The organism is Paraburkholderia gardini, assembly GCF_907164545.1.
GTDB classification, from domain to species: Bacteria; Pseudomonadota; Gammaproteobacteria; order Burkholderiales; family Burkholderiaceae; genus Paraburkholderia; species Paraburkholderia gardini.
The window spans coordinates 220534-240332 of record NZ_CAJQZB010000001.1 but is presented as its reverse complement, the minus strand read 5'-3'; the positions used below and the strand labels follow the sequence as shown (position 1 = coordinate 240332).

At 63.5% G+C, this 19799-nt stretch carries 17 protein-coding genes and 1 tRNA gene; 8 read left to right on the top strand and 10 right to left on the bottom strand.

Features of this window, described 5'->3' with window-relative positions; genetic code table 11:
* Positions 1 to 265 precede the first annotated feature (265 nt).
* The 7 genes from LPA37_RS01030 to cysS all read right to left on the bottom strand — a co-directional run bounded on the left by LPA37_RS01030 (position 266) and on the right by cysS (position 7618).
* Entirely contained in the window at positions 266 to 445 is a 180-nt protein-coding gene (locus tag LPA37_RS01030) for a DUF2934 domain-containing protein (RefSeq protein ID WP_228977673.1), read from the bottom strand.
* A gap of 206 nt (positions 446 to 651) precedes the next feature.
* A tRNA-Ser gene (locus LPA37_RS01025) sits at positions 652 to 745 on the bottom strand.
* A 216-nt stretch (positions 746 to 961) separates the two neighbouring features.
* Positions 962 to 2212: an aspartate kinase gene (locus LPA37_RS01020; protein ID WP_228977676.1), complete on the bottom strand. Its 1251-nt coding sequence runs from the start codon at positions 2210 to 2212 to the stop codon at positions 962 to 964.
* Between the two features lie 371 nt (positions 2213 to 2583).
* A complete protein-coding gene (gene tilS / locus LPA37_RS01015; protein WP_229011076.1) occupies positions 2584 to 4011 on the bottom strand; it encodes a tRNA lysidine(34) synthetase TilS in 1428 nt (475 codons plus the stop codon).
* 40 nt (positions 4012 to 4051) lie between these two features.
* The gene (locus LPA37_RS01010) at positions 4052 to 5023 is read right to left on the bottom strand and encodes an acetyl-CoA carboxylase carboxyltransferase subunit alpha (protein ID WP_090530526.1); all 972 of its coding nucleotides are present in this window, start codon (positions 5021 to 5023) and stop codon (positions 4052 to 4054) included.
* A 112-nt stretch (positions 5024 to 5135) separates the two neighbouring features.
* Positions 5136 to 6161 (bottom strand): endonuclease III domain-containing protein, encoded by a 1026-nt coding sequence (locus LPA37_RS01005; protein WP_229011074.1) that lies wholly within the window; start codon positions 6159 to 6161, stop codon positions 5136 to 5138.
* A gap of 47 nt (positions 6162 to 6208) precedes the next feature.
* Entirely contained in the window at positions 6209 to 7618 is a 1410-nt protein-coding gene (gene cysS, locus LPA37_RS01000) for a cysteine--tRNA ligase (RefSeq protein WP_229011071.1), read from the bottom strand.
* Between the two features lie 280 nt (positions 7619 to 7898).
* Between cysS and LPA37_RS00995 the strand changes: the two genes are divergently transcribed.
* The 4 genes from LPA37_RS00995 to LPA37_RS00980 all read left to right on the top strand — a co-directional run bounded on the left by LPA37_RS00995 (position 7899) and on the right by LPA37_RS00980 (position 10745).
* Positions 7899 to 8609 (top strand): tetratricopeptide repeat protein, encoded by a 711-nt coding sequence (locus LPA37_RS00995; protein WP_229011069.1) that lies wholly within the window; start codon positions 7899 to 7901, stop codon positions 8607 to 8609.
* Between the two features lie 43 nt (positions 8610 to 8652).
* Positions 8653 to 9240, top strand: a complete 588-nt coding sequence (locus LPA37_RS00990) for a peptidylprolyl isomerase (protein WP_228977689.1) — start codon at positions 8653 to 8655, stop codon at positions 9238 to 9240.
* A gap of 117 nt (positions 9241 to 9357) precedes the next feature.
* Positions 9358 to 9852: a peptidylprolyl isomerase gene (locus LPA37_RS00985; protein WP_228977691.1), complete on the top strand. Its 495-nt coding sequence runs from the start codon at positions 9358 to 9360 to the stop codon at positions 9850 to 9852.
* Between the two features lie 83 nt (positions 9853 to 9935).
* Entirely contained in the window at positions 9936 to 10745 is an 810-nt protein-coding gene (locus LPA37_RS00980; protein ID WP_229011067.1) for a UDP-2,3-diacylglucosamine diphosphatase, read from the top strand.
* A 63-nt stretch (positions 10746 to 10808) separates the two neighbouring features.
* Here LPA37_RS00980 and cysE read toward each other — a convergent pair whose 3' ends face one another.
* Together cysE and LPA37_RS00970 are read right to left on the bottom strand one after the other, a co-directional pair.
* Positions 10809 to 11600 carry a serine O-acetyltransferase gene (cysE, locus tag LPA37_RS00975; protein ID WP_228977694.1) on the bottom strand — a complete coding sequence of 264 codons (792 nt, stop codon included), beginning with the start codon at positions 11598 to 11600 and terminating at the stop codon, positions 10809 to 10811.
* Between the two features lie 235 nt (positions 11601 to 11835).
* Positions 11836 to 12630, bottom strand: a complete 795-nt coding sequence (locus tag LPA37_RS00970; protein WP_229011206.1) for an RNA methyltransferase — start codon at positions 12628 to 12630, stop codon at positions 11836 to 11838.
* Positions 12631 to 12964: 334 nt separating this feature from the next.
* Between LPA37_RS00970 and LPA37_RS00965 the strand changes: the two genes are divergently transcribed.
* From LPA37_RS00965 to LPA37_RS00950, 4 genes are all read left to right on the top strand, one after another.
* Positions 12965 to 13768, top strand: coding sequence for an inositol monophosphatase family protein (locus LPA37_RS00965; RefSeq protein WP_229011064.1), 804 nt, complete (start codon positions 12965 to 12967; stop codon positions 13766 to 13768).
* A gap of 122 nt (positions 13769 to 13890) precedes the next feature.
* Positions 13891 to 15189, top strand: coding sequence for a lysophospholipid transporter LplT (gene lplT / locus LPA37_RS00960; protein WP_229011063.1), 1299 nt, complete (start codon positions 13891 to 13893; stop codon positions 15187 to 15189).
* 133 nt (positions 15190 to 15322) lie between these two features.
* Complete coding sequence (gene mutS / locus LPA37_RS00955) at positions 15323 to 17992, top strand: DNA mismatch repair protein MutS (RefSeq protein ID WP_229011061.1); 2670 nt, start codon at positions 15323 to 15325, stop codon at positions 17990 to 17992.
* Entirely contained in the window at positions 17979 to 19262 is a 1284-nt protein-coding gene (locus LPA37_RS00950) for a hypothetical protein (protein ID WP_229011059.1), read from the top strand. Before mutS ends, LPA37_RS00950 begins: the two co-directional genes overlap by 14 nt.
* On the opposite strand, the gene LPA37_RS00945 is transcribed toward LPA37_RS00950, so the two are convergent.
* Complete coding sequence (locus LPA37_RS00945) at positions 19242 to 19784, bottom strand: FKBP-type peptidyl-prolyl cis-trans isomerase (RefSeq protein WP_228977708.1); 543 nt, start codon at positions 19782 to 19784, stop codon at positions 19242 to 19244. The genes LPA37_RS00950 and LPA37_RS00945 overlap by 21 nt on opposite strands.
* Positions 19785 to 19799: the final 15 nt, after the last annotated feature.

The following is a 19799-nucleotide window of genomic DNA, read 5'->3' as shown; positions in this document are numbered from 1 at the left end:
ATAACTGATGCACAACCTCGCATCCTGGGCGGCTCCGTAACGAGTGGTTACACGGCTGGCAGATTTGAAAAGGTTTCGCGCACCCGAAGAATGGGGGTCATGATTCATGCAGCCACGTCGCCTGGCGGAGACACCGCATGAGATAGCGCGGATACGAAGGGATATCGTCGATGGTCAGACAGACAATGCAGACCATCGATGCAGTCGTCGTCTCGACACGCGCGATTCCGCCTGCCCAGGCTGCACGAAACCAGCGACGGCGGATTCATGCCTTGTCATCCGGATCAGCGCCGCTTTCCAGCGACTTGCCACCGCTTTCCTCTCTCAGAATTTCAATGCGGGCCTGCTCCCAGTATTCGTCAGGCACGCCTTTGGGATCGGGTGCATTCTCCCAGAGATGATAGGCGCGGGTCCGAATCCGCTCCTCAATTGAAGTGCTGTCCATGACGTGACCTCCGTGAGTTCGCGCGAGCCGCATGCCAGCATGGGTATGCGTTCAGTGTGCGTCAAACATTTCGTTTCGATGAGGGCAATGGAGCAATCGGCGTGCCGCGTTATACGCGACGTATCGATGCGGGTGGAAGAACAACGGCACGGCACAAAAACAAAACCCCGTAAGTCCGGGAACTTACGGGGTTTCGCCGCCATCACTGGCGGAGACGGAGGGATTCGAACCCTCGATCCAGGTTTTGGCCCAGATGCTCCCTTAGCAGGGGAGTGCCTTCGACCTCTCGGCCACGTCTCCCAAACTTTCGCTCGCGCAGGGAGTCAGCGCGACGAAGCCAAGATAATAGCGGGTTCACGCAACGTGGTCAATTTCCACGACACATTTTTTGTGCCAGTTCGTCGTTGAAGCGTGAATTCAATTCGAACTCGTTCACGCTCGGAACCCGCCATGCAATCGAAGGCGATGCAGCGCGCCCTGAACCGGTCCACCGCAGATCGTTACACCGGCACCCCGTTACGCCTGATCGAGTTCGAATGCCTTATGTAGCGCGCGCACGGCGAGCTCCATGTACTTCTCGTCGATGAGCACCGATATCTTGATTTCCGACGTCGAGATCATCTGGATGTTGATGCCCTCTTCCGACAGCGTGCGGAACATCGTGCTCGCGATACCAACGTGCGAACGCATGCCGACACCGACCACCGAGATCTTCGATACCTTCGGATCGCCCAGCACCTGCCCGGCGTTCACGTGGCCCTGCACCTGGCCCGTGAGAATGTCCATCGCGTGCTGATAGTCGCCACGGCCGACCGTGAACGTGAACGCCGTCTTGCCATCGACGCTCTGGTTCTGGATGATCATGTCGACGTCGATATTCGCGTCCGCCACCGGGCCGAGGATCTGATATGCGATGCCCGGCTTGTCGGGCACACCCATCACGGCGATACGGGCCTCGTCGCGCTGGAACGCGATTCCCGAGATGACTGCTTTTTCCATGGTGTCGTCTTCTTCAAAAGTAATCAGGGTGCCCGAGCTCATTTCCGTTTCGAGGGGGATCATCGGATCCGTCAGGCTCGACAGCACACGCGTCTTCACCTGATATTTGCCGGCGAATTCAACCGAGCGGATCTGCAGCACCTTCGAGCCGAGGCTAGCCATTTCCAGCATCTCCTCGAACGTCACGCGATCGAGGCGTCGTGCCTCTTCGACCACGCGCGGGTCTGTCGTGTAGACGCCGTCGACGTCGGTGTAGATCAGGCACTCGTCCGCTTTCAGCGCCGCGGCCACCGCGACCGCCGACGTATCCGAGCCACCGCGGCCAAGCGTCGTGATGTGGCCGTCCGGATCGATACCCTGGAAGCCCGTGATCACGACGACCTTGCCGGCGTCGAGATCGCGTAGCACGCGTTCGCCGTCGATATCGCTGATGCGCGCTTTCGTGAACGCGCTATCGGTTTTCACCGGCACTTGCCAGCCGGCGTAGCTGACCGCGTCGACGCCTGCTTCGTGCAGGGCGATCGACAGCAGGCCGACACTGACCTGCTCGCCAGTGGACGCGATCATGTCGAGTTCACGCGGGTTCGGCTGGGCGGAAATTTCTTTCGCGAGACCGATCAGACGGTTCGTTTCGCCAGACATCGCCGACGGCACGACGACCATCTTGTGGCCGGCCTTTTGCCATTTGGCGACGCGCTTCGCGACATTCTTGATGCGCTCGACCGAGCCCATCGAAGTGCCGCCGTATTTATGTACGATGAGTGCCATTGTCGTTCTGAACTGGAGTGGTGACCGCGCTGGGCACGCTGGAGACGACCGCACAACAGACAACGACAGGAATGACGATGGAGTGTGGCGGCGTAAATGCAGCGCGCGTGCAGCATGCGCGGGGTTTGCCCTTTATTTGCGCTTCATTTGCCCGTAACAGGAAGGTTGCGAGCGGGATGCGCCTGGCAACCGGTCCGGACATGACCGGGATTACGATAAAAACACGGCAAAATCTCGCCGGGCAAACAGGTTAACGTACCTGATCGGGAGAAAAAAGACAAGCCGGAATGCCGTAAAAACGGCTGTCAAACGCTTGTGTACAAAGGACTTACGCGTTTTTTCGGAACATTTCGCGGCTGCTGCGCGAGCTGTCAGGCGATCAGCACGTCCGGACGCCAGTCGAGGCGGAAATAACGTGACGCATCGGCCTCGGCTTCGTCCGCGGCGATGGCGGCCGTCTCGCGGTTGACGCCGATGAGCGGCACGAAAAGCAGCGCGTCGCCGCTGAAAACGAGCGGCACATCGCGCTTCCACGACGGCACGCCTCGCTCCTGGAACAGGTTTTTCAGCGTCCTGCCCGGTCCGTTCGCGTCCACCCGCATGCGCTCGCCGCCCGCGCGCGCGCGCGCCGACAGCGGCGTGCGGGTGAGCAGCGGCTCGGCGATCGCGTCGGGATCGTCCGCTTCGACTTCAGCGAACACGAACGTGCCGCGCCACTGCGGCAAACGCCAGATCGACTCGCCGCGCCACGTCAGCTCGCTCACAGGTCGTGTGTCGATCGCGGTTTCGTCGGCGGGTTCGGTGCTATCGCCCGTTTCCCAGAAAATTTCGTCGCGATAATTGCGCAGACTCTGGCCCGCGTGGTCGACACGCATGCCGTGATCGCGCGTGACATCCCGAAGCTGGCGCAGTGCGTCGGCGAGGCGCGCCGTCGACGCCGCCGGCAGACCGAGCGAGCGCATCCAGTACCGCAGGAGATTGATCGCGCGTTCGTCGTCGAGCGCGAGCAATGCGTCACGCGACAATGCGCGCGCATCGTGACGGGCAGCCTCCTGCATATCGATGCGCGCAAGCTCGTCGAGCAGACGCTGGGCGGCGGCGGCGTGCGTCGCGGTCCGCGAAAGCGCATCGCGAAAACCCGGAAAATGGACTGCCAGTTCCGGCAACACTTCATGGCGCAGCGCGTTGCGGGCGTAACGCGTGTCCGCGTTCGATTCGTCGTCGATCCAGCTCAGGTCGCGCGCATGCGCATATTGTTCCAGTTGCGCGCGCAGCACATGCAGCAAAGGCCTTACCCGCACGATCCACGCGCCCGGCGCGAGCCGCTCGGGCGCCATCGCGGCGAGGCCGGCAAGCCCTGCCCCGCGCAGCAATTGCAGCAGCACCGTTTCGGCCTGATCGTCCGCATGCTGCGCGAGCCACAGCGCCGATACGTCGTGCCCGGCGCACATCGCGTCGAGCGCGCGGTAGCGCGCATCGCGCGCCGCGGCCTCGATGCTCACGCCGGTTTCGCGCGATACGTCGACATGCCGCGCCTCGAACGTGACGCCCCGTGCGTGCGCGAACGCATCGCAATGCGCGAGCCATTCGTCGGCGTGCGGGCTCAGCCCATGATGGATATGCAACGCCACACAACGCGATGCGCCGCCAACGCGCACTGCGGCGTCGAGCAGCGATGTCGAGTCGAGGCCGCCGCTAAACGCGACGGCAACACGCGCACCGGCAGGCAGCGCGGCAAACGCCGCGCCGACCGCATCGATAACGAGGCGGTCGGCGGGATTTTCAGTGGGGAGAGTCACGGCGGAAAGGCGCAATGCGCCCTTGAGAACGGACGCCGGCTTAGGCGCCCGGCGTCGTTTCCTTGAACTTGCCGTACGCCATCAGGCGTTCGAAACGGCGTTGCTTCAGGTCCTGAATGCTCATGCCCTGGAACTGACGCAGCGAATCGGCCAGCGCGCGGCGCAGCATGGCTGCCATGCCCTTCGGATCGCGATGCGCGCCACCAAGTGGCTCGTTGACGATCTTGTCGATCAGGCCCAGTGCCTTCAGACGGTGCGCGGTCAGGCCCAGCGCCTCGGCGGCTTCCGGTGCCTTCGCGGCGCTCTTCCACAGGATCGACGCGCAGCCTTCGGGCGAGATCACCGAATAGGTCGAGAACTGCAGCATCAGCACGCTGTCGCCGACGGCGATCGCGAGCGCGCCGCCCGAACCGCCTTCGCCGATGATCGTCGCAATGATCGGCGTCTTCAGCTCGGCCATCACGTACAGATTGCGGCCAATCGCTTCCGACTGGCCGCGCTCTTCCGCGCCGATGCCCGGATAGGCGCCCGGCGTATCGATGAACGTGAAAATGGGCAGGCCGAATTTCTCGGCGAGGCGCATGAAGCGCTCGGCCTTGCGATAGCCTTCCGGGCGCGGCATGCCGAAGTTGCGCAGTGCGCGCTCTTTCGTGTCGCGGCCCTTCTGGTGACCGATCACCATGCACGGCTGGCCGTTGAAACGCGCGAGACCGCCGACGATCGACAGATCGTCCGCATAGTTGCGGTCGCCGTGAAGCTCGTGGAAATCGGTGAACAGTTCGCTCACGTAGTCGAACGTGTACGGACGCTGCGGATGACGCGCGATCTGCGAAACCTGCCATGGGCTCAGGTTCGCGTAGAGGTCTTTGGTGAGCTGCTGGCTCTTCTTCGACAGCCGCTCGATCTCTTCCGAAATATCGACGGCCGAATCGTCCTGCACGAAGCGCAATTCTTCGATCTTCGCTTCGAGTTCAGCGATCGGCTGTTCGAAATCCAGAAACGTGGTCTTCATTGGTTGTAATCCTTGGACTTACCGGCAGCGCGTATTCTAACCGCGCCCAGCCATGTCAAAACCGCGTCTAAACTATCGATTTTTAGATATTGATAGCTACGCGTTGAGCCGCTTAATAGTCGACCGGCAACGGGTCGAGACTACGCCACATATACCAGGTTGCAACGGTGCGCCACGGCTCCCAGTTCGCCGCGACCTCGCGCGCCTCGCTGCGCGTGACGGGCTCGCCGCTGAAGTAGTTCACGCTGATCGCGCGGATCAGGCCAAGATCGTCGAGCGGCAGGACGTCCGGACGCGACAGGTTGAAGATGAGGAACATCTCCGCCGTCCACCGGCCGATGCCGCGAATCTGCGTGAGCTCGGCGATCACCGCCTCGTCTTCCATCGACTCCCACTTGCCGACGTGCAGCGCGCCCGACACAAAGTGTTGCGCCAGATCGAGCACGTATTCCGACTTGCGCTTCGAGAGTCCGCATGCCATCAGCTTCTCCTGCCCCAGCCTGATGAACTGCTGCGGCACGAGCTTCGGGCACGCTGTTTCGACGCGCTGCCACACGGCCTGCGCGGCCGCGACGGAAATCTGCTGGCCGACGACCGAGCGCGCGAGGGTCACGAACGGGTCGCCGCGGCTCAGCAGATGCACGGGGCCGAACTTCGGGATCAGCTTCTTGAGAATACGGTCGCGTTTGACGAGATCGGCACATGCGCGGTCCCAGTATGGCGGACGCGTCACCTCGGGCGTGAGCCCGCCGATCTGCACCGGCACGGCGACTTCGGCCGACGTCGATGCACGGGTTTTGCGCACGACTTCGCCATCATGCAGCGTGTCGCGTGCGAGTTCCTGCACGTCGCCCGCGTGTTCCGCCGGCAACGCGCCATTGCCTTTCACGTGCGGCTTGTGCACGGACTTCGCCAGCTTGCGCGGTGTATGCGATGCGCCGTTGAGCGCGCGTTTGCCCGCCACTTTCGTCGCGAGTCCAGCGGACACTTTCGCCGCTGCCGTTGCGCCGTTGCCCGCTGTCGAAGCCGCCTTCAGCGAGGGGCTTGCCTTACTGCGTGCGCGCGCCGTTTTCACCGCGGCGCTCGCGCCTGTTTGAGACGCGGCGCGTTTAGCCGGCGTCTTCGTGGCCGTTGCCATCCTGCCTCCTGCCTGGCGAGTCGATCAGAGGGATGTTCGGGGCGCGCTCACACGCGGCGCCACTCGGTCAACCCGCCCGGTTTGTCTTCAAGTGCGATACCGGCTTCGAGCAACTCCGCCCGGATCCGGTCTGCTTCAGCGTAATCTTTCGCCTGCTTGGCGGCGACGCGTGCCGCGATTCTTGCTTCGATCGCGGCGGCATCGAGTGCGCCCTCGTTCGCGCTACCCGCGGCCTGCTGCAAAAAGACACGTGGCTCGCGACCGAGGAGACCCAGCAGACGTCCGAGCGCACGCAATTGCCGTGCGAGCGCTGCGTCGCGCGTACGGTTGACTTCGCTCGCCAGTTCGAACAGCACCGACACCGCAACCGGCGTATTGAAGTCGTCGTTCATCGCGGCCTGGAAACGTTGCGCGTGCGCTTCGTTCCAGTCGGGCGCGGCATCGTCCGCTGCTTCGTCGAGTTCGACATCCTTCAGCGCAGTGTAAAGACGTGTGAGCGCACTGCGCGCGTCGTCGATGTGCGTGTCGCTGTAGTTCAGCGGCGAACGGTAATGCGCGCGCGCGATGAAAAAGCGTACGACTTCGGCATCGTATCGCGCAAGCACTTCGCGAATCGTAAAGAAGTTGCCAAGCGACTTCGACATCTTTTCATTGTCGATCTGCACGTAGCCGTTGTGCATCCAGTAGTTCACAAACGTTTGCCCGGACGCGCCTTCGCTCTGTGCCAGTTCGTTCTCATGGTGCGGAAACTGCAGGTCCTGACCGCCGCCGTGAATGTCGAAGTGCTCGCCGAGCAGACTGCAGCTCATCGCCGAGCATTCAATGTGCCAGCCGGGACGGCCACGGCCGTACTTCGAATCCCAGCCGGTGTCGGCGGGCTCTTCCGGCTTCGACCTCTTCCACAATACGAAGTCGAGCGGGTCCTGTTTCGCGTCGTTCGCCGCGACGCGCTCGCCCGCGCGCAGATCCTCGATCGACTTGCCAGAAAGCTTTCCGTAGTTCGCGAATTTGCGCACGGCATAGTTCACGTCGCCATCCGTCGCCCGGTACGCGTAGCCATTTGCCTCGAGCGTCTCGATCATGCCGAGCATCTGTGGAATGAAGTCGGTGGCACGCGGCTCGATATCGGGCCGCGCGATGCCGAGCGCGTCCGCGTCTTCATGCAGCGCGGCGATAAAGCGGTCGGTCAGCGACTTGATTGTCTCGCCGTTTTCGACGGCGCGTCGAATGATCTTGTCATCGATATCGGTGATGTTGCGTACATACGTGACCTGATAGCCCAGTGTACGCAGCCAGCGCTGGACGATATCGAACACCACCATCACGCGCGCATGACCGACGTGGCAGTAGTCGTACACGGTCATCCCGCAGACATACATCCGCACGACGCCCGCTTCACGCGGCACGAAAGATTGCTTGTCACGCGCGAGCGTGTTGTAGATGCGCAGAGATTCCATAGAGACGATGCGTGGGCCGAAAGAAATCCGCATTGTGTTACGTGCATGCTGCACCCGGCGCTTCACAACCCGATTTCACAACCCGGTTTCACAACCTGGACGGGTACGACAGGGACAGCAGGCAAACGAAGCTGACAGCAAACCGGGGCATTTCGTGCTGCGGTCAGGCTGCATTCAAGGCGGAGACGACCACGAGTGGCGAAAAGACAGTCTGTGGTTCGACGGAACGCGCAGACCTTTTGTTAGAATGGGTCGGAGTATAACACCCAGACCTGAGCCTATGAAACCTTCCAGCGGCCGCGCGCGACGCGCTGCGACCCTCGCCGCGACTGCGTTTTGCGGCGTCGCCCTCATGGTATTGGCGGGTCCCGCCGCGCACGCGCAGTCGAAAGCTGTCGTGGACGGCACACCGCAAATCGACGCGTCGATCGCACAGAAAGACTGGACCGGCGCACTGAAGCAGCTCGACGCGCGCATCGCATCGAATCCGCGTGACGCACAGGCGAAGTTCAAGCGCGCCACGGTGCTCGCGCGCCTGAACCGCGACGACGACGCCATCGCTGCCTTCACCGAACTCACGCAGATGTATCCGGAACTGCCCGAGCCCTATAACAACCTCGCCGCGCTGTATGCGAAGGAAGGCCGCTATCCGGAAGCCCGCGCCGCACTCGAAACCGCGACCCGCGTCAATCCGGATTACGGCCTCGCGTACGAGAACCTCGGCGACCTGTATCTGCGTCTTGCCGCTGAATCGTACAAACGCGCGGAGGGCATCGGCCACGCGAGCGGCACGACACAGCAGCGTCTCGCCGACATCCAGAAGATCGTCTCGCCGCCGCCCGGCGGCAAGAAGACCCCGCGCAGGAACGCCGCGTCAGTCGACGACTACACCGCGCGCGCCGTGAACAATGTGACTGAAAGCCCGTCCTTCCAGTTCGGCGGCCCGACCGGCTCGCTCGCGGTGCCGCCTTACGTCGCGCCGTCGCAATAGGCCCGCTTTTCGTCATCCCGATTTCTTCACCCCGAGGATTTACATGAAATGGTTGATGTTGGCGCTCGGTAGCGCCGCCCTGATCACGAACGCGCCCGTCTTTGCACAAACGGGTTCACCGGCGCAGGCCGCGCATCCGTCCGTCCTCCTCAAGACATCGGAAGGCGACATTCGCGTCGAGCTGTTCCCTGAGAAGGCGCCGAAGACCGTCGCGAATTTCCTCGATTACGTGAAGTCCGGCCAGTACAGCGGCACGATTTTCCATCGTGTGATTCCGGGCTTCATGATCCAGGGCGGCGGCTACACGACGAGCTTCGCCGAAAAGCCCACGCGCGCGCCGATTCCGCTCGAAAGCCGCAACGGCCTGAAAAATGCAGCGGGTACGCTCGCGATGGCGCGCACGAGCGATCCGGATTCGGCGACGGCGCAGTTCTTCATCAATACGGTGGATAACGCCGGCCTCGATTACCCGAATCCGGACGGCAACGGCTACGCCGTGTTCGGCAAGGTCACGTCGGGCATGGACGTCGTGAAGAAGATCGAAAGTGAACCGACCACCACGCGCGGCCCGATGTCAGACGTGCCGCAAAAGCAGGTCGTGATCCAGTCGGCAACCATCATCAGCAAGTAAGCAGGTAACAACGCGCTTCGAACGCATCCGGAGCGCACCTGCGGAAACACCTCCGCGCGGACTGGCGACAGGCGCCGTCCGCGCCCTTCACTCACCTGTCAGTCAAAGGATCCCATCATGGTCGAACTGCACACGAACCACGGCATCATCAAACTCGAACTGGACGCCGAAAAAGCGCCGAAGTCGGTTGAAAACTTTCTCAACTACGTGAAGGCTGGTCATTACGACAACACGGTGTTCCACCGCGTGATCGACGGCTTCATGATCCAGGGTGGCGGTTTCGAGCCGGGCATGAAGCAAAAGCCGACCGAAGCGCCGGTCACGAACGAAGCGAACAATGGCCTGAAGAACGTCAAGGGCTCGGTGGCGATGGCGCGCACGAACGATCCGCACTCGGCAACGGCCCAGTTCTTCATCAACGTGAACGACAACGACTTCCTGAACCACTCGTCGCCGACGCCGCAGGGCTGGGGCTACGCCGTGTTCGGCAAGGTCGTCGAAGGCCTGGATGTGCTCGACGCCATCCGCAAGGTAAAGACCGGTTCGAAGGGCTTTCACCAGGACGTGCCGGTCGACGACGTGATCATCGAAAAAGCCGTGATCGCCGAATAATCGCGGCATCGCGCACGAGACAGGAGAGGCGGCGTTTCATGCCGCCTCTTCCGGTTTAACGCAGGACATCACGAGCACCTTCAATGCTGCAAGAAACGCCGCTGCGAAGCGTCGCCGCGGGCGGGCCAGGCGCGGGCAAACCCCCCCACGCCGCACGCCCGGTTTTTCTCATCTCCGATCTTCATCTGAGTGAGGCGATTCCGCGCACAGTCGCCGCGTTCGAGCATTTCATCCGCGTGACGGCCGGTCAGGCGGATTCGGTCTTCATTCTCGGCGATCTGTTCGAGTACTGGATTGGCGACGACATGCTCGTCGCGCCCGATGGCGATCCGTTCGTCGCCCGCATGGCGGCGCTGATGCATACGCTGACCGAGCGCGGCATCGCGCTCTACATCATGCATGGCAACCGGGATTTCCTGCTCGGCAAGCGCTTCATGAAAGCGGCCGGCGCGATCTGGCTCCCGGACCCGTTTGTCATCACCGCGTTCGGCACGCGCATCGCGCTCGCGCACGGAGACGGGCTCTGTACAGCCGATCGCGGCTATCAGGTGTTTCGCCGCTTCGCGCGCAATCGGGCGGTGCAGGCGCTGTTTCTGGCGTGGCCGTTCAGGTGGCGCAGGAAGCTCGCGGAACGGATGCGCTCAGCGAGCGAAGAAGGCCGCTCGCGACCCGTCTCGCCGAAATACGACGTGACGTCGAAAGCGATCGCGGCGCTGTTTCGCAAATCCAGGACGAAAACGATCATTCACGGCCACACGCACCGCCCCGCGACGCACGTCGAACCCGGCGGCACGCGCTGGGTTCTGCCCGACTGGGAACTCGATCACGGCACACGGCGCGGCGGCTATCTGCGTATCGATGCCGAGGGCTTCAAGGTCCTGCCGCTGGACTGACGGCCCGACACGACCGGACCCGGACGCCACGCACGCACGATCGCGCACGCAATGCGAGCGAGATCAACCCTGCTCGACTTTTCCTTCGATGGCCGCCGACAGCCGACGCAGATCCAGCAACGCCGCATCCGCGCCGTTCAACGCTTCGAGGGTCGTGCCGAGCCGCTCCAGCGCGGCGACGATTTCGTCGATGCGCTGCGTCTGCGTCGCCGCGTGATCGATCAGGCCGTGAATCGCGAGCGACACGGGATCGTCCGCATTCGGCGTGATGCCGTACGCGCAAAAGCCGCTTCGGAGCGGCACCGGTTTCGCTTCGCCTGCTTTCGCGGCCGTGCCTGCGGCGGGCACGATCACGCGCGCCGGATTGCCGACCGCCGTGCCGCCCGCGGGCACCGGTTTCACGACGACCGCGTTCGAGCCGATCTTCGCATCCGCGCCGACCGTAAAGCCGCCGAGCACCTTCGCACCCGCGCCGACAATCACACCGCGTCCGAGCGTCGGATGCCGCTTCGCGCCGCGCTCGAGCGACGTGCCGCCGAGCGTCACGCCCTGATAGATCGTGCAGTCGTCACCGATTTCGGCGGTCTCGCCGATCACGACGCCCATGCCGTGATCGATGAATACGCGCCGGCCAACAGTCGCCCCCGGATGGATTTCGATACCGGTCAGAAAGCGTGCGAGCTGCGAGACAAAGCGCGCGAGCCAGCGGCGTTTCGCACGCCAGCACGCATGCGCGAGGCGGTGCAGCACGAGCGCGTGGAGGCCCGGATAACACGTGAGAACTTCCCAGGCGCCGCGGGCGGCGGGATCGCGCTCGCGGATCGTGGCGATGTCTTCGCGAAGTCTTTTCAACATGGCAATCAGGCTGACGTGGGGTGAGGCTTCGTTGCCGCTGGCGGCTTCGCCGGACAACGGATAACGGCGTGGCGGCAACGGGCACCGGACGGACGGCTGCAAATCCAGCCGCGCCGCTTTGCTTATGACGTTTTCAGCGATTGTAGGGGGATTGCGCAAACGCTGCTGGAAGCCCGCGCTGGCGACAAGGTCGTCGCCGCGGCCGGTCACGTGGCACGCCACGGCCACGCCCGGACTATTTTCCGGACGGCTTGGCCTTCAGCAGAATGTGTTTGGCGATGCCGCGCACGATGTTGACCTCTTCGCGCTCGAGGCCTGAACGGGCGAAGAGCCGTCGCAGGCGCGACATCAGCTTCTTCGGATTGACGGGATCGAGAAAGTCCAGCGCGATCAGCGCGTTTTCCAGATGCACGTACATGCGCTCGATTTCGTCGCTGGCCGCGCGCGGCGACACGTCCGGATCGACGCTGTCCGTGGCGCTGCTATCGGCGGCTTCCAGATAGGCCATGCGCAATTCGTACGACAGCACCTGGATTGCCTGCGCCAGATTAAGCGAGCTGTATGCGGGATTGGCAGGAATATGCGCGAGCACGCTGCAACGCTCGACGTCCTCGTTCGAGAGGCCCGTGCGTTCGTTGCCGAACACCAGCGCGATCTCGCCCTGCGCCGCGTGGCCGCGCGCCTGCGCCGCGGCGGCGCGCGGCGAGAGCTGCGGCGGACCGTATTCGCGCGCGCGCGCCGTCAGCGCGATCGACCACTGGACGCCGTTCAGCGCGTCGGTCAGCGACGGTACGACATGAGCGCACGCCAGTACGTCGTCGGCGCCGCTCGCCATCGCGATCGCTTCCGGGTCGTTCTGCACGTTCGCGACGCGCGGCGTGACGAGCACCAGCCGCGAAAAACCCATCGTCTTGACCGCGCGCGCGGCCGCACCGACGTTGCCGGGATGACTCGGCTCGACGAGCACGAAGCGCGTCGACGTAAAGCCGCCGCGTACGGGCCCGGCGCTGTCGGCCGGCGCGCCCGGCAGAGCGGATGGTTCACGGGAAGGGGACGACGGGTGCTGGATTTCGGTCACGGATGACTTTCGACTGACTGGAGAACTCCTATGGTAGCGCCATCCACCCTCGTGCGAGCCGGCTTTCGGGCGCTTCGGGCGTGCGGCGCTGCCGGAAGCACCCAGACTCGGGTAAAATCACGGAATTCGCGTCGCCGCTGAACGCTTCAGAGGCGTACGCCCCGCTCTTCTTCAATTCGTCTCCGTCGACGGAACGTGTGTTCGATCACTTCAACGCGAACGTTCCAGTTGTTTACCGTTATTACCGGACTGCCGCCGCGGCCGTCCGGCACAAGGATCCCGGCTCATGCATCCCATGCTGAACATCGCTGTCAAGGCCGCCCGTCGCGGCGGGCAGATCATCAACCGCGCGTCGCTCGATCTGGATCTTGTCCAGGTCAGCAAGAAGCAGCACAACGATTTCGTCACGGAGGTCGACAAGGCGTCGGAAGCCGCGATCATCGATACGCTGAAGACCGCCTACCCCGATCACGCGATCCTCGCCGAAGAATCCGGCAAGTCCGACAACGAGTCGGAATTCCAGTGGATCATCGATCCGCTCGACGGCACCACGAATTTCATCCACGGTTTCCAGTATTACTGCGTGTCGATTGCGCTGGCGCACAAGGGTATCGTGACGCAGGCCGTCGTCTATGACCCGACCCGCAACGACCTCTTCACCGCCTCGCGCGGCCGTGGCGCGTACCTGAACGACCGCCGCATCCGCGTCGGCCGTCGCGACCGTCTGGCCGACGGCCTGATCGGCACCGGCTTCCCGTTCCGCGAAAAGGAAGGCCTCGAAGCGTACAACCGTCTGTTCACCGAGATGACGAATTCGTGCGCGGGCCTGCGCCGGCCGGGCGCGGCCGCGCTCGATCTGGCGAACGTCGCCGCGGGCCGCCTCGACGGCTTCTTCGAGCAGGGCATCAACGCGTGGGACGTGGCAGCGGGCAGCCTGCTGATCACGGAAGCGGGCGGTCTGGTGGGCAACTACACGGGCGACTCGGAATTCCTGCACGTTGGCGAAATCGTCGCGGGCAACCCGAAGATGTATGCGCAGATGGTGCCGATTCTCAGCAAGTACAGCCGCACGAAGCAGCAAGCGGCTTGATGCACGAACGAAAAAGCGGCTTCGGCCGCTTTTTCGTTATGGCGTCGGCGCGGGTTGGACGGCCGCTTCGGATCCCGCCCGATGCACCTTGATGTACTCTGTCGCGCGCTCCGGTCCGCTTCATGAAAAAAGGTTTCTATACGATCATTGCGGCACAGTTTGTGTCGTCGCTGGCGGACAACGCGTTGCTCATCGCGGCGATCGCGCTTCTGACCGTGATCCAGTCGCCGGCGTGGATCACGCCGCTGCTGCAGATCTTCTTCACGATTTCCTACGTGCTGCTCGCGCCTTTCGTCGGCGCGTTCGCCGATGCGCTGCAAAAACGCCACGTGATGTTCGTCTCGAACGCGCTGAAGGCGGCCGGCTGCCTGATGATGATCGCCGGCGTGCATCCGATGATCGCGTATGGCGTGGTCGGCTTTGGCGCCGCGGCGTATTCGCCGGCCAAATACGGCATCCTGACGGAACTGCTCCCCGCCGAAAAACTCGTCGCCGCGAACGCGTGGCTGGAATCGGCGACAGTGCTCTCGACGATCGTCGGCACGATGGTGGGCGGTGCACTCATCAGCACGCTCGCGACGAAATTCGTCGCGCGGGCGCATCTGCCGATGATCCATACGGCCGCCGGTCTCGCGATGCTCGCCGTGATGCTCACCTATGCGGCGGCCGCGGCGATCAACATCGCCATACCTGACACCGGCGCGCGTTATCCGAACCGCCTCGTCGAACCAGGGAAACTGGTCGGCGACTTCGCGAACAGCTTCAACGTGCTATGGGCCGACAAGCTTGCGCAGATCGCGCTGTGGGTCACGACGCTGATGTGGGGCGGCGCCGTCACGCTGCAGCTGCTCGTGCTCAAGTGGGCTGACGTGAACCTTGGCCTGTCGCTGTCGAAAGCGGCGGTCATGCAGGGCGTCACTGGTCTCGGGATCGCGCTGGGCGCCGCGGCCGCGGCCGCGTGGGTCCCGTTGCGCGGCTCGCTGCGCGTGCTGCCGGTCGGCATCGTGACGGGAGCGGTGGCGATCGCGATGGCGTTCTACAGCAAGGGGCTCTTCCCGGCCGGCACGGGCATCAAGATTGGCCCACTGGTCGCGCCGGCGTATATCGTGCTCGCCTATCCGCTGATGATTCTGCTCGGCACACTGTCAGGGTTTTTCATCGTGCCGATGAACGCTATCCTGCAGCATCGTGGTGCGACGCTGCTGAGCGCGGGACACTCCATCGCCGTGCAGAACTTCAACCAGAACCTGGCCGTTCTTCTGATGCTCGGCGCGTACGCATTGATGCTGACGGCGAAGGTGCCGGTACAGTGGATCATCGTCGTGTTCGGCACGTTCATCACGTTCATGATGTGGCTTGCCAGACGGCGCAGCCTGATGAACGCACGCAAGGTCGACATGCGGGCGCTGGTCGAAGAGTAAAAAACGTGACAACCGGCGCACGGATAGCGAACCCCGGGCGAATCCCGCCTGGACGCGCTGCCCATCCGGCCAGGTTCACAGGCGACGCAGGCGGGTTAAACTCACGCCCTGAACACCAATGCACGACATCAGGATGGGCACTCCAATCGCAACACCCAACGAAACCGTCGCACAGCACACGCCGATGATGCAGCAGTATCTGCGCATCAAGAGCGAACATCCGGGCACGCTCGTGTTCTACCGGATGGGTGATTTCTACGAGCTCTTTTTCGAAGATGCGGAGAAAGCCGCGCGCCTGCTCGATCTGACGCTGACGCAGCGCGGCGCATCCGCGGGCAACCCGATCAGGATGGCGGGCGTGCCGCATCATGCCGTCGAACAGTATCTGGCGAAGCTGGTGAAACTCGGCGAATCGGTGGCGATCTGCGAACAGACCGGCGATCCGGCTACGTCGAAGGGGCCGGTCGAGCGCAAGGTGATGCGCGTCGTCACGCCCGGCACACTGACCGATGCGGCGTTGCTGTCGGACAAGAGCGACGTGTACCTGCTGGCGATGTGCGTCGGCCACAACCGGCGCGGTGTAGCAACCACGGTCGGCCTCGCGTGGCTGAATCTGGCGAGCGGCGCGTTGCGTCTCGCCGAAGTGGCACCCGGTCAGGTCGCCACTGCGCTGGAGCGGATTCGCCCTGCTGAGATTCTGGTCGCCGATACGGCATCCGATACGGGCAGCGATTCGCCCGCAACGGGCGCCGGCGCTGTCACGCGCGTGCCGGCGTGGCACTTCGATGTGGCGTCGGGCACGCAGCGTCTATGCGACCAGCTGAACGTGGCGAGTCTCGACGGCTTCAGCGCACATTCGCTCGCGAGCGCCTGCGGCGCGGCTGGCGCGCTGCTGCTTTACGCGGCGGCAACGCAAGGGCAGCAACTGCGTCACGTCCGCAGCCTGAAAGTCGAATCCGAGTCGGAATATATCGGTCTCGATCCGGCAACCCGGCGCAATCTGGAGTTGACCGAGACACTGCGCGGTACCGAATCGCCCACGCTGTGTTCGCTGCTCGACACGTGCTGCACGACGATGGGCAGCCGGCTGCTGCGTCACTGGCTGCATCATCCGCCGCGCGACGCCGCGATTGCTGAAGCACGTCAGCAGGCCATCGGTGCGCTGCTCGACGCGCCTGTCGCTGCGAGTCTCGACGCGCTGCGTACGGCACTGCGGCAGATTTCCGATATCGAACGGATTACAGGCCGCCTCGCGCTGCTGTCGGCGCGTCCGCGCGATCTGTCGAGCCTGCGCGATACGTTCATCGCCCTGCCCGCGCTACGCACGCAGATTGCGCCGCTCGCAGGCGCATCGGATTCGCTCGCGCACATCGACCTGTCGCTCGCGCCGCCCATGGATTGCGTCGAGCTGCTGACGCGCGCGATCGCGCCCGAACCGGCCGCGATGGTGCGCGACGGCGGCGTGATTGCCCGCGGCTACGATGCCGGTCTGGACGAACTGCGCGACATCTCGGAGAACTGCGGCCAGTTCCTGATCGATCTCGAAACGCGCGAGCGCGCGCGCACTGGCATCCCGAATCTGCGCGTCGAGTACAACAAGGTTCACGGCTTCTATATCGAGGTCACGCGTGGCCAGACGGACAAGGTACCCGACGACTACCGCCGCCGCCAGACGCTGAAAAACGCCGAACGCTACATCACGCCGGAACTGAAAACGTTCGAAGACAAGGCGCTGTCCGCGCAGGAACGCGCGCTCGCCCGCGAGAAGTCGCTCTATGACGCGCTACTGCAATCGCTGCTGCCGTTCATCGCGGATTGCCAGCGCGTGGCCTCAGCGCTCGCGGAACTCGATCTGCTCGCGGCGTTCGCGGAACGCGCGCGAGCGCTCGACTGGGTCGCGCCAACGTTTTCCGGCAACGCCGGCATCGAAATCGAGCAAGGCCGCCATCCGGTTGTGGAAGCGCAGGTCGAGCAGTTCATCGCGAACGACTGCACGCTGTCGCACGAACGCAAGCTGCTGTTGATCACCGGCCCGAATATGGGCGGTAAATCGACGTTCATGCGTCAAACAGCCTTGATCGCGCTGATGGCGTACACCGGCAGTTATGTGCCGGCACGAAGCGCGCGGTTCGGCCCGATCGACCGCATCTTCACGCGCATCGGCGCGGCCGACGACCTTGCAGGCGGCCGTTCGACGTTCATGGTCGAAATGACCGAAGCCGCGGCGATCCTCAACGACGCGACGCCACAAAGCCTCGTGCTGATGGATGAAATCGGCCGCGGCACGTCGACCTTCGACGGCCTTGCGCTCGCATGGGCGATCGCAAGGCATCTGCTCGCTCACAATGGCTGCCATACGCTGTTCGCGACGCACTACTTCGAGCTCACGCAACTGCCCGCCGAATTCCCGCAGGCGGCGAACGTCCATCTTTCGGCGGTCGAACACGGGCACGGCATCGTGTTCCTGCATGCCGTCGAGGAAGGCCCCGCGAACCAGAGTTACGGCTTGCAGGTCGCGCAACTGGCTGGCGTACCGTCGGCCGTGATTCGCGCGGCTCGCCGGCACCTTGCGCATCTCGAGCAGCAATCGGTGACACAGGACACGCCGCAACTCGACCTCTTCGCGGCACCGCTGCAACTCGATGACGCGGACGATGAACCAGAGGCCGGACAAGCGCCCCAACATTACCCGCTCATCGAAAAGCTGCGTGCGATCGACGTGGACGACCTGAGTGCGCGCGACGCGCTGCAGTTGCTCTACGAACTGCAAGACCTGGCCGGCGCGCCAGATGCGGACCATTGACCGTACGCGGTCTCTGTCGTGCCCGTGCGATTTCCGCGCGGCACTTGCCATTGCGCTGGCATGCAGCGTGATCTGCGCGCAACCGGCGGCGGCACGCGCGGCCGGTTCGCGTTACACGTTCGCGGTCGTCAGCGGCACGCTCGAAAGCCCCGCTGACGAGGCGCCGACACAGCGTCTGCTCGATACCATCGGCCGCGATAACGACGTCTCGTTCATTGTCTACGACGGCAATCTGAAAGGCGCAAAAGAAACCTGCAACGACGCGCTGTACGCGCGACGCCAGACGCTGCTCGAAGCGGCGCGCCCGGCGCTCATTTTCGTGCCCGGCCAGCACGACTGGGTCGACTGCGGCGCCGCGCAGGCGGGCGGCTACGATCCGGTCGAACGGCTGGATCTGCTGCGGCAGACGATATTTGCCGATGCGTCGTCGCTGGGCCAGAACCCGATTCCGCTCACGCGTGAAAGCGAAGTGTCGCGATTTCATCCCTATCGGGAAAACGTGCGCTGGCAGGTGAGAGATACGGTGTTTCTCGCGTTGAACGTGCCGTCGCCGAACAATCACTATCTGAATGCAGGCGGCCGGAACGGCGAATTCGAAGATCGTGTGGTGGCGAACGCGTTCTGGCTCGAACACGCGGCCGAATTCGCGAAGCGCCGCAACGCGCGCGCGATCGTCGTGTTCATTCAAGGTGACCCGGATCCGGAACGTTATGAGCGCCCTGAGCGCTTCGCGTGGCTGCGCTTCGCGCGCAACCGGCGTCGCGACGGTTACCTGGAACTCAAACGCAGCCTTGTCAAACTGGCGCAGACTTTTCGCGGCCCGATTCTCGTCGTTCATCACGATGACCAGAACGTGCCTGCCGGATTCCAGATCGATCAGCCATTACGCAATGACAAGGGCGCGCTGGTGACGAATCTCACCCGCATCGCCTTTGCGCCGCGAGACCGGCTGAATCAGTGGATCGAGATCGATGCGGATACGGCGCGAAGACCACCGTTCCGGGTAAGCGTGCGGGACGTGCCGAAGAACGTGCCGATGACACCCACGCCGCCGCCGGGCAACGTGCATGAGGAACCTGTGCCGTCGATGCCGGAGATTCCGTCGCTGCCGCCCGCATCCGACCTGCCGCCCGACATCCCCATACCGGCTCCCGGCAGTGGTGGAAACACGGGCAATGGCGGGGGCAACCCGACGGGCATTCCGCTTACCCCGGACATGCCGCCCATCTTCCCCAGCACGCCTGCCAGTTCAGTGCAGCGTGGGCCCTGATTTGTTGTCGTCTTCTTCGTCGTCGTCATCGTCGAGGACTTCGAGACCGTCGGCGCCGTGTGCGTGCTCGTGCTGGATTTCGTCTTCGGTCGCTTCGCGCACTTCCTTGACCGTCAGCGCAAAGCGCAGCGCCATGCCGGCCAGCGGATGGTTGCCGTCGAGCACGACCTTGTCTCCCGCGACATCCGTCACGGTGTAGATCAGCGAATCGAGGTCTTCGTCGCCTTCATCCGGCGTGCCTTCGAACTGCATGCCGACTTCGAGCGGCTCGGGGAAACGCTCGCGCGGTTCGATTTTCACGAGATCGGGATCGTACTCGCCGAACGCGTCTGCCGGCTCCAGTTGAACCTGGGTTTCATAGCCCGCTTCCTGGCTATCGAGCGCTTCCTCGATCTTGGGGAACGTGCCATCATAGCCGCCATGCAGATAGACCATCGGCTCGTCGCTTTCTTCAATCAGATTGCCCTGCGCATCCGACAGCTTGTAAGCGACCGACACGACGGTGTTCTTTGCGATTTTCATTCAATTCTCCAGAAT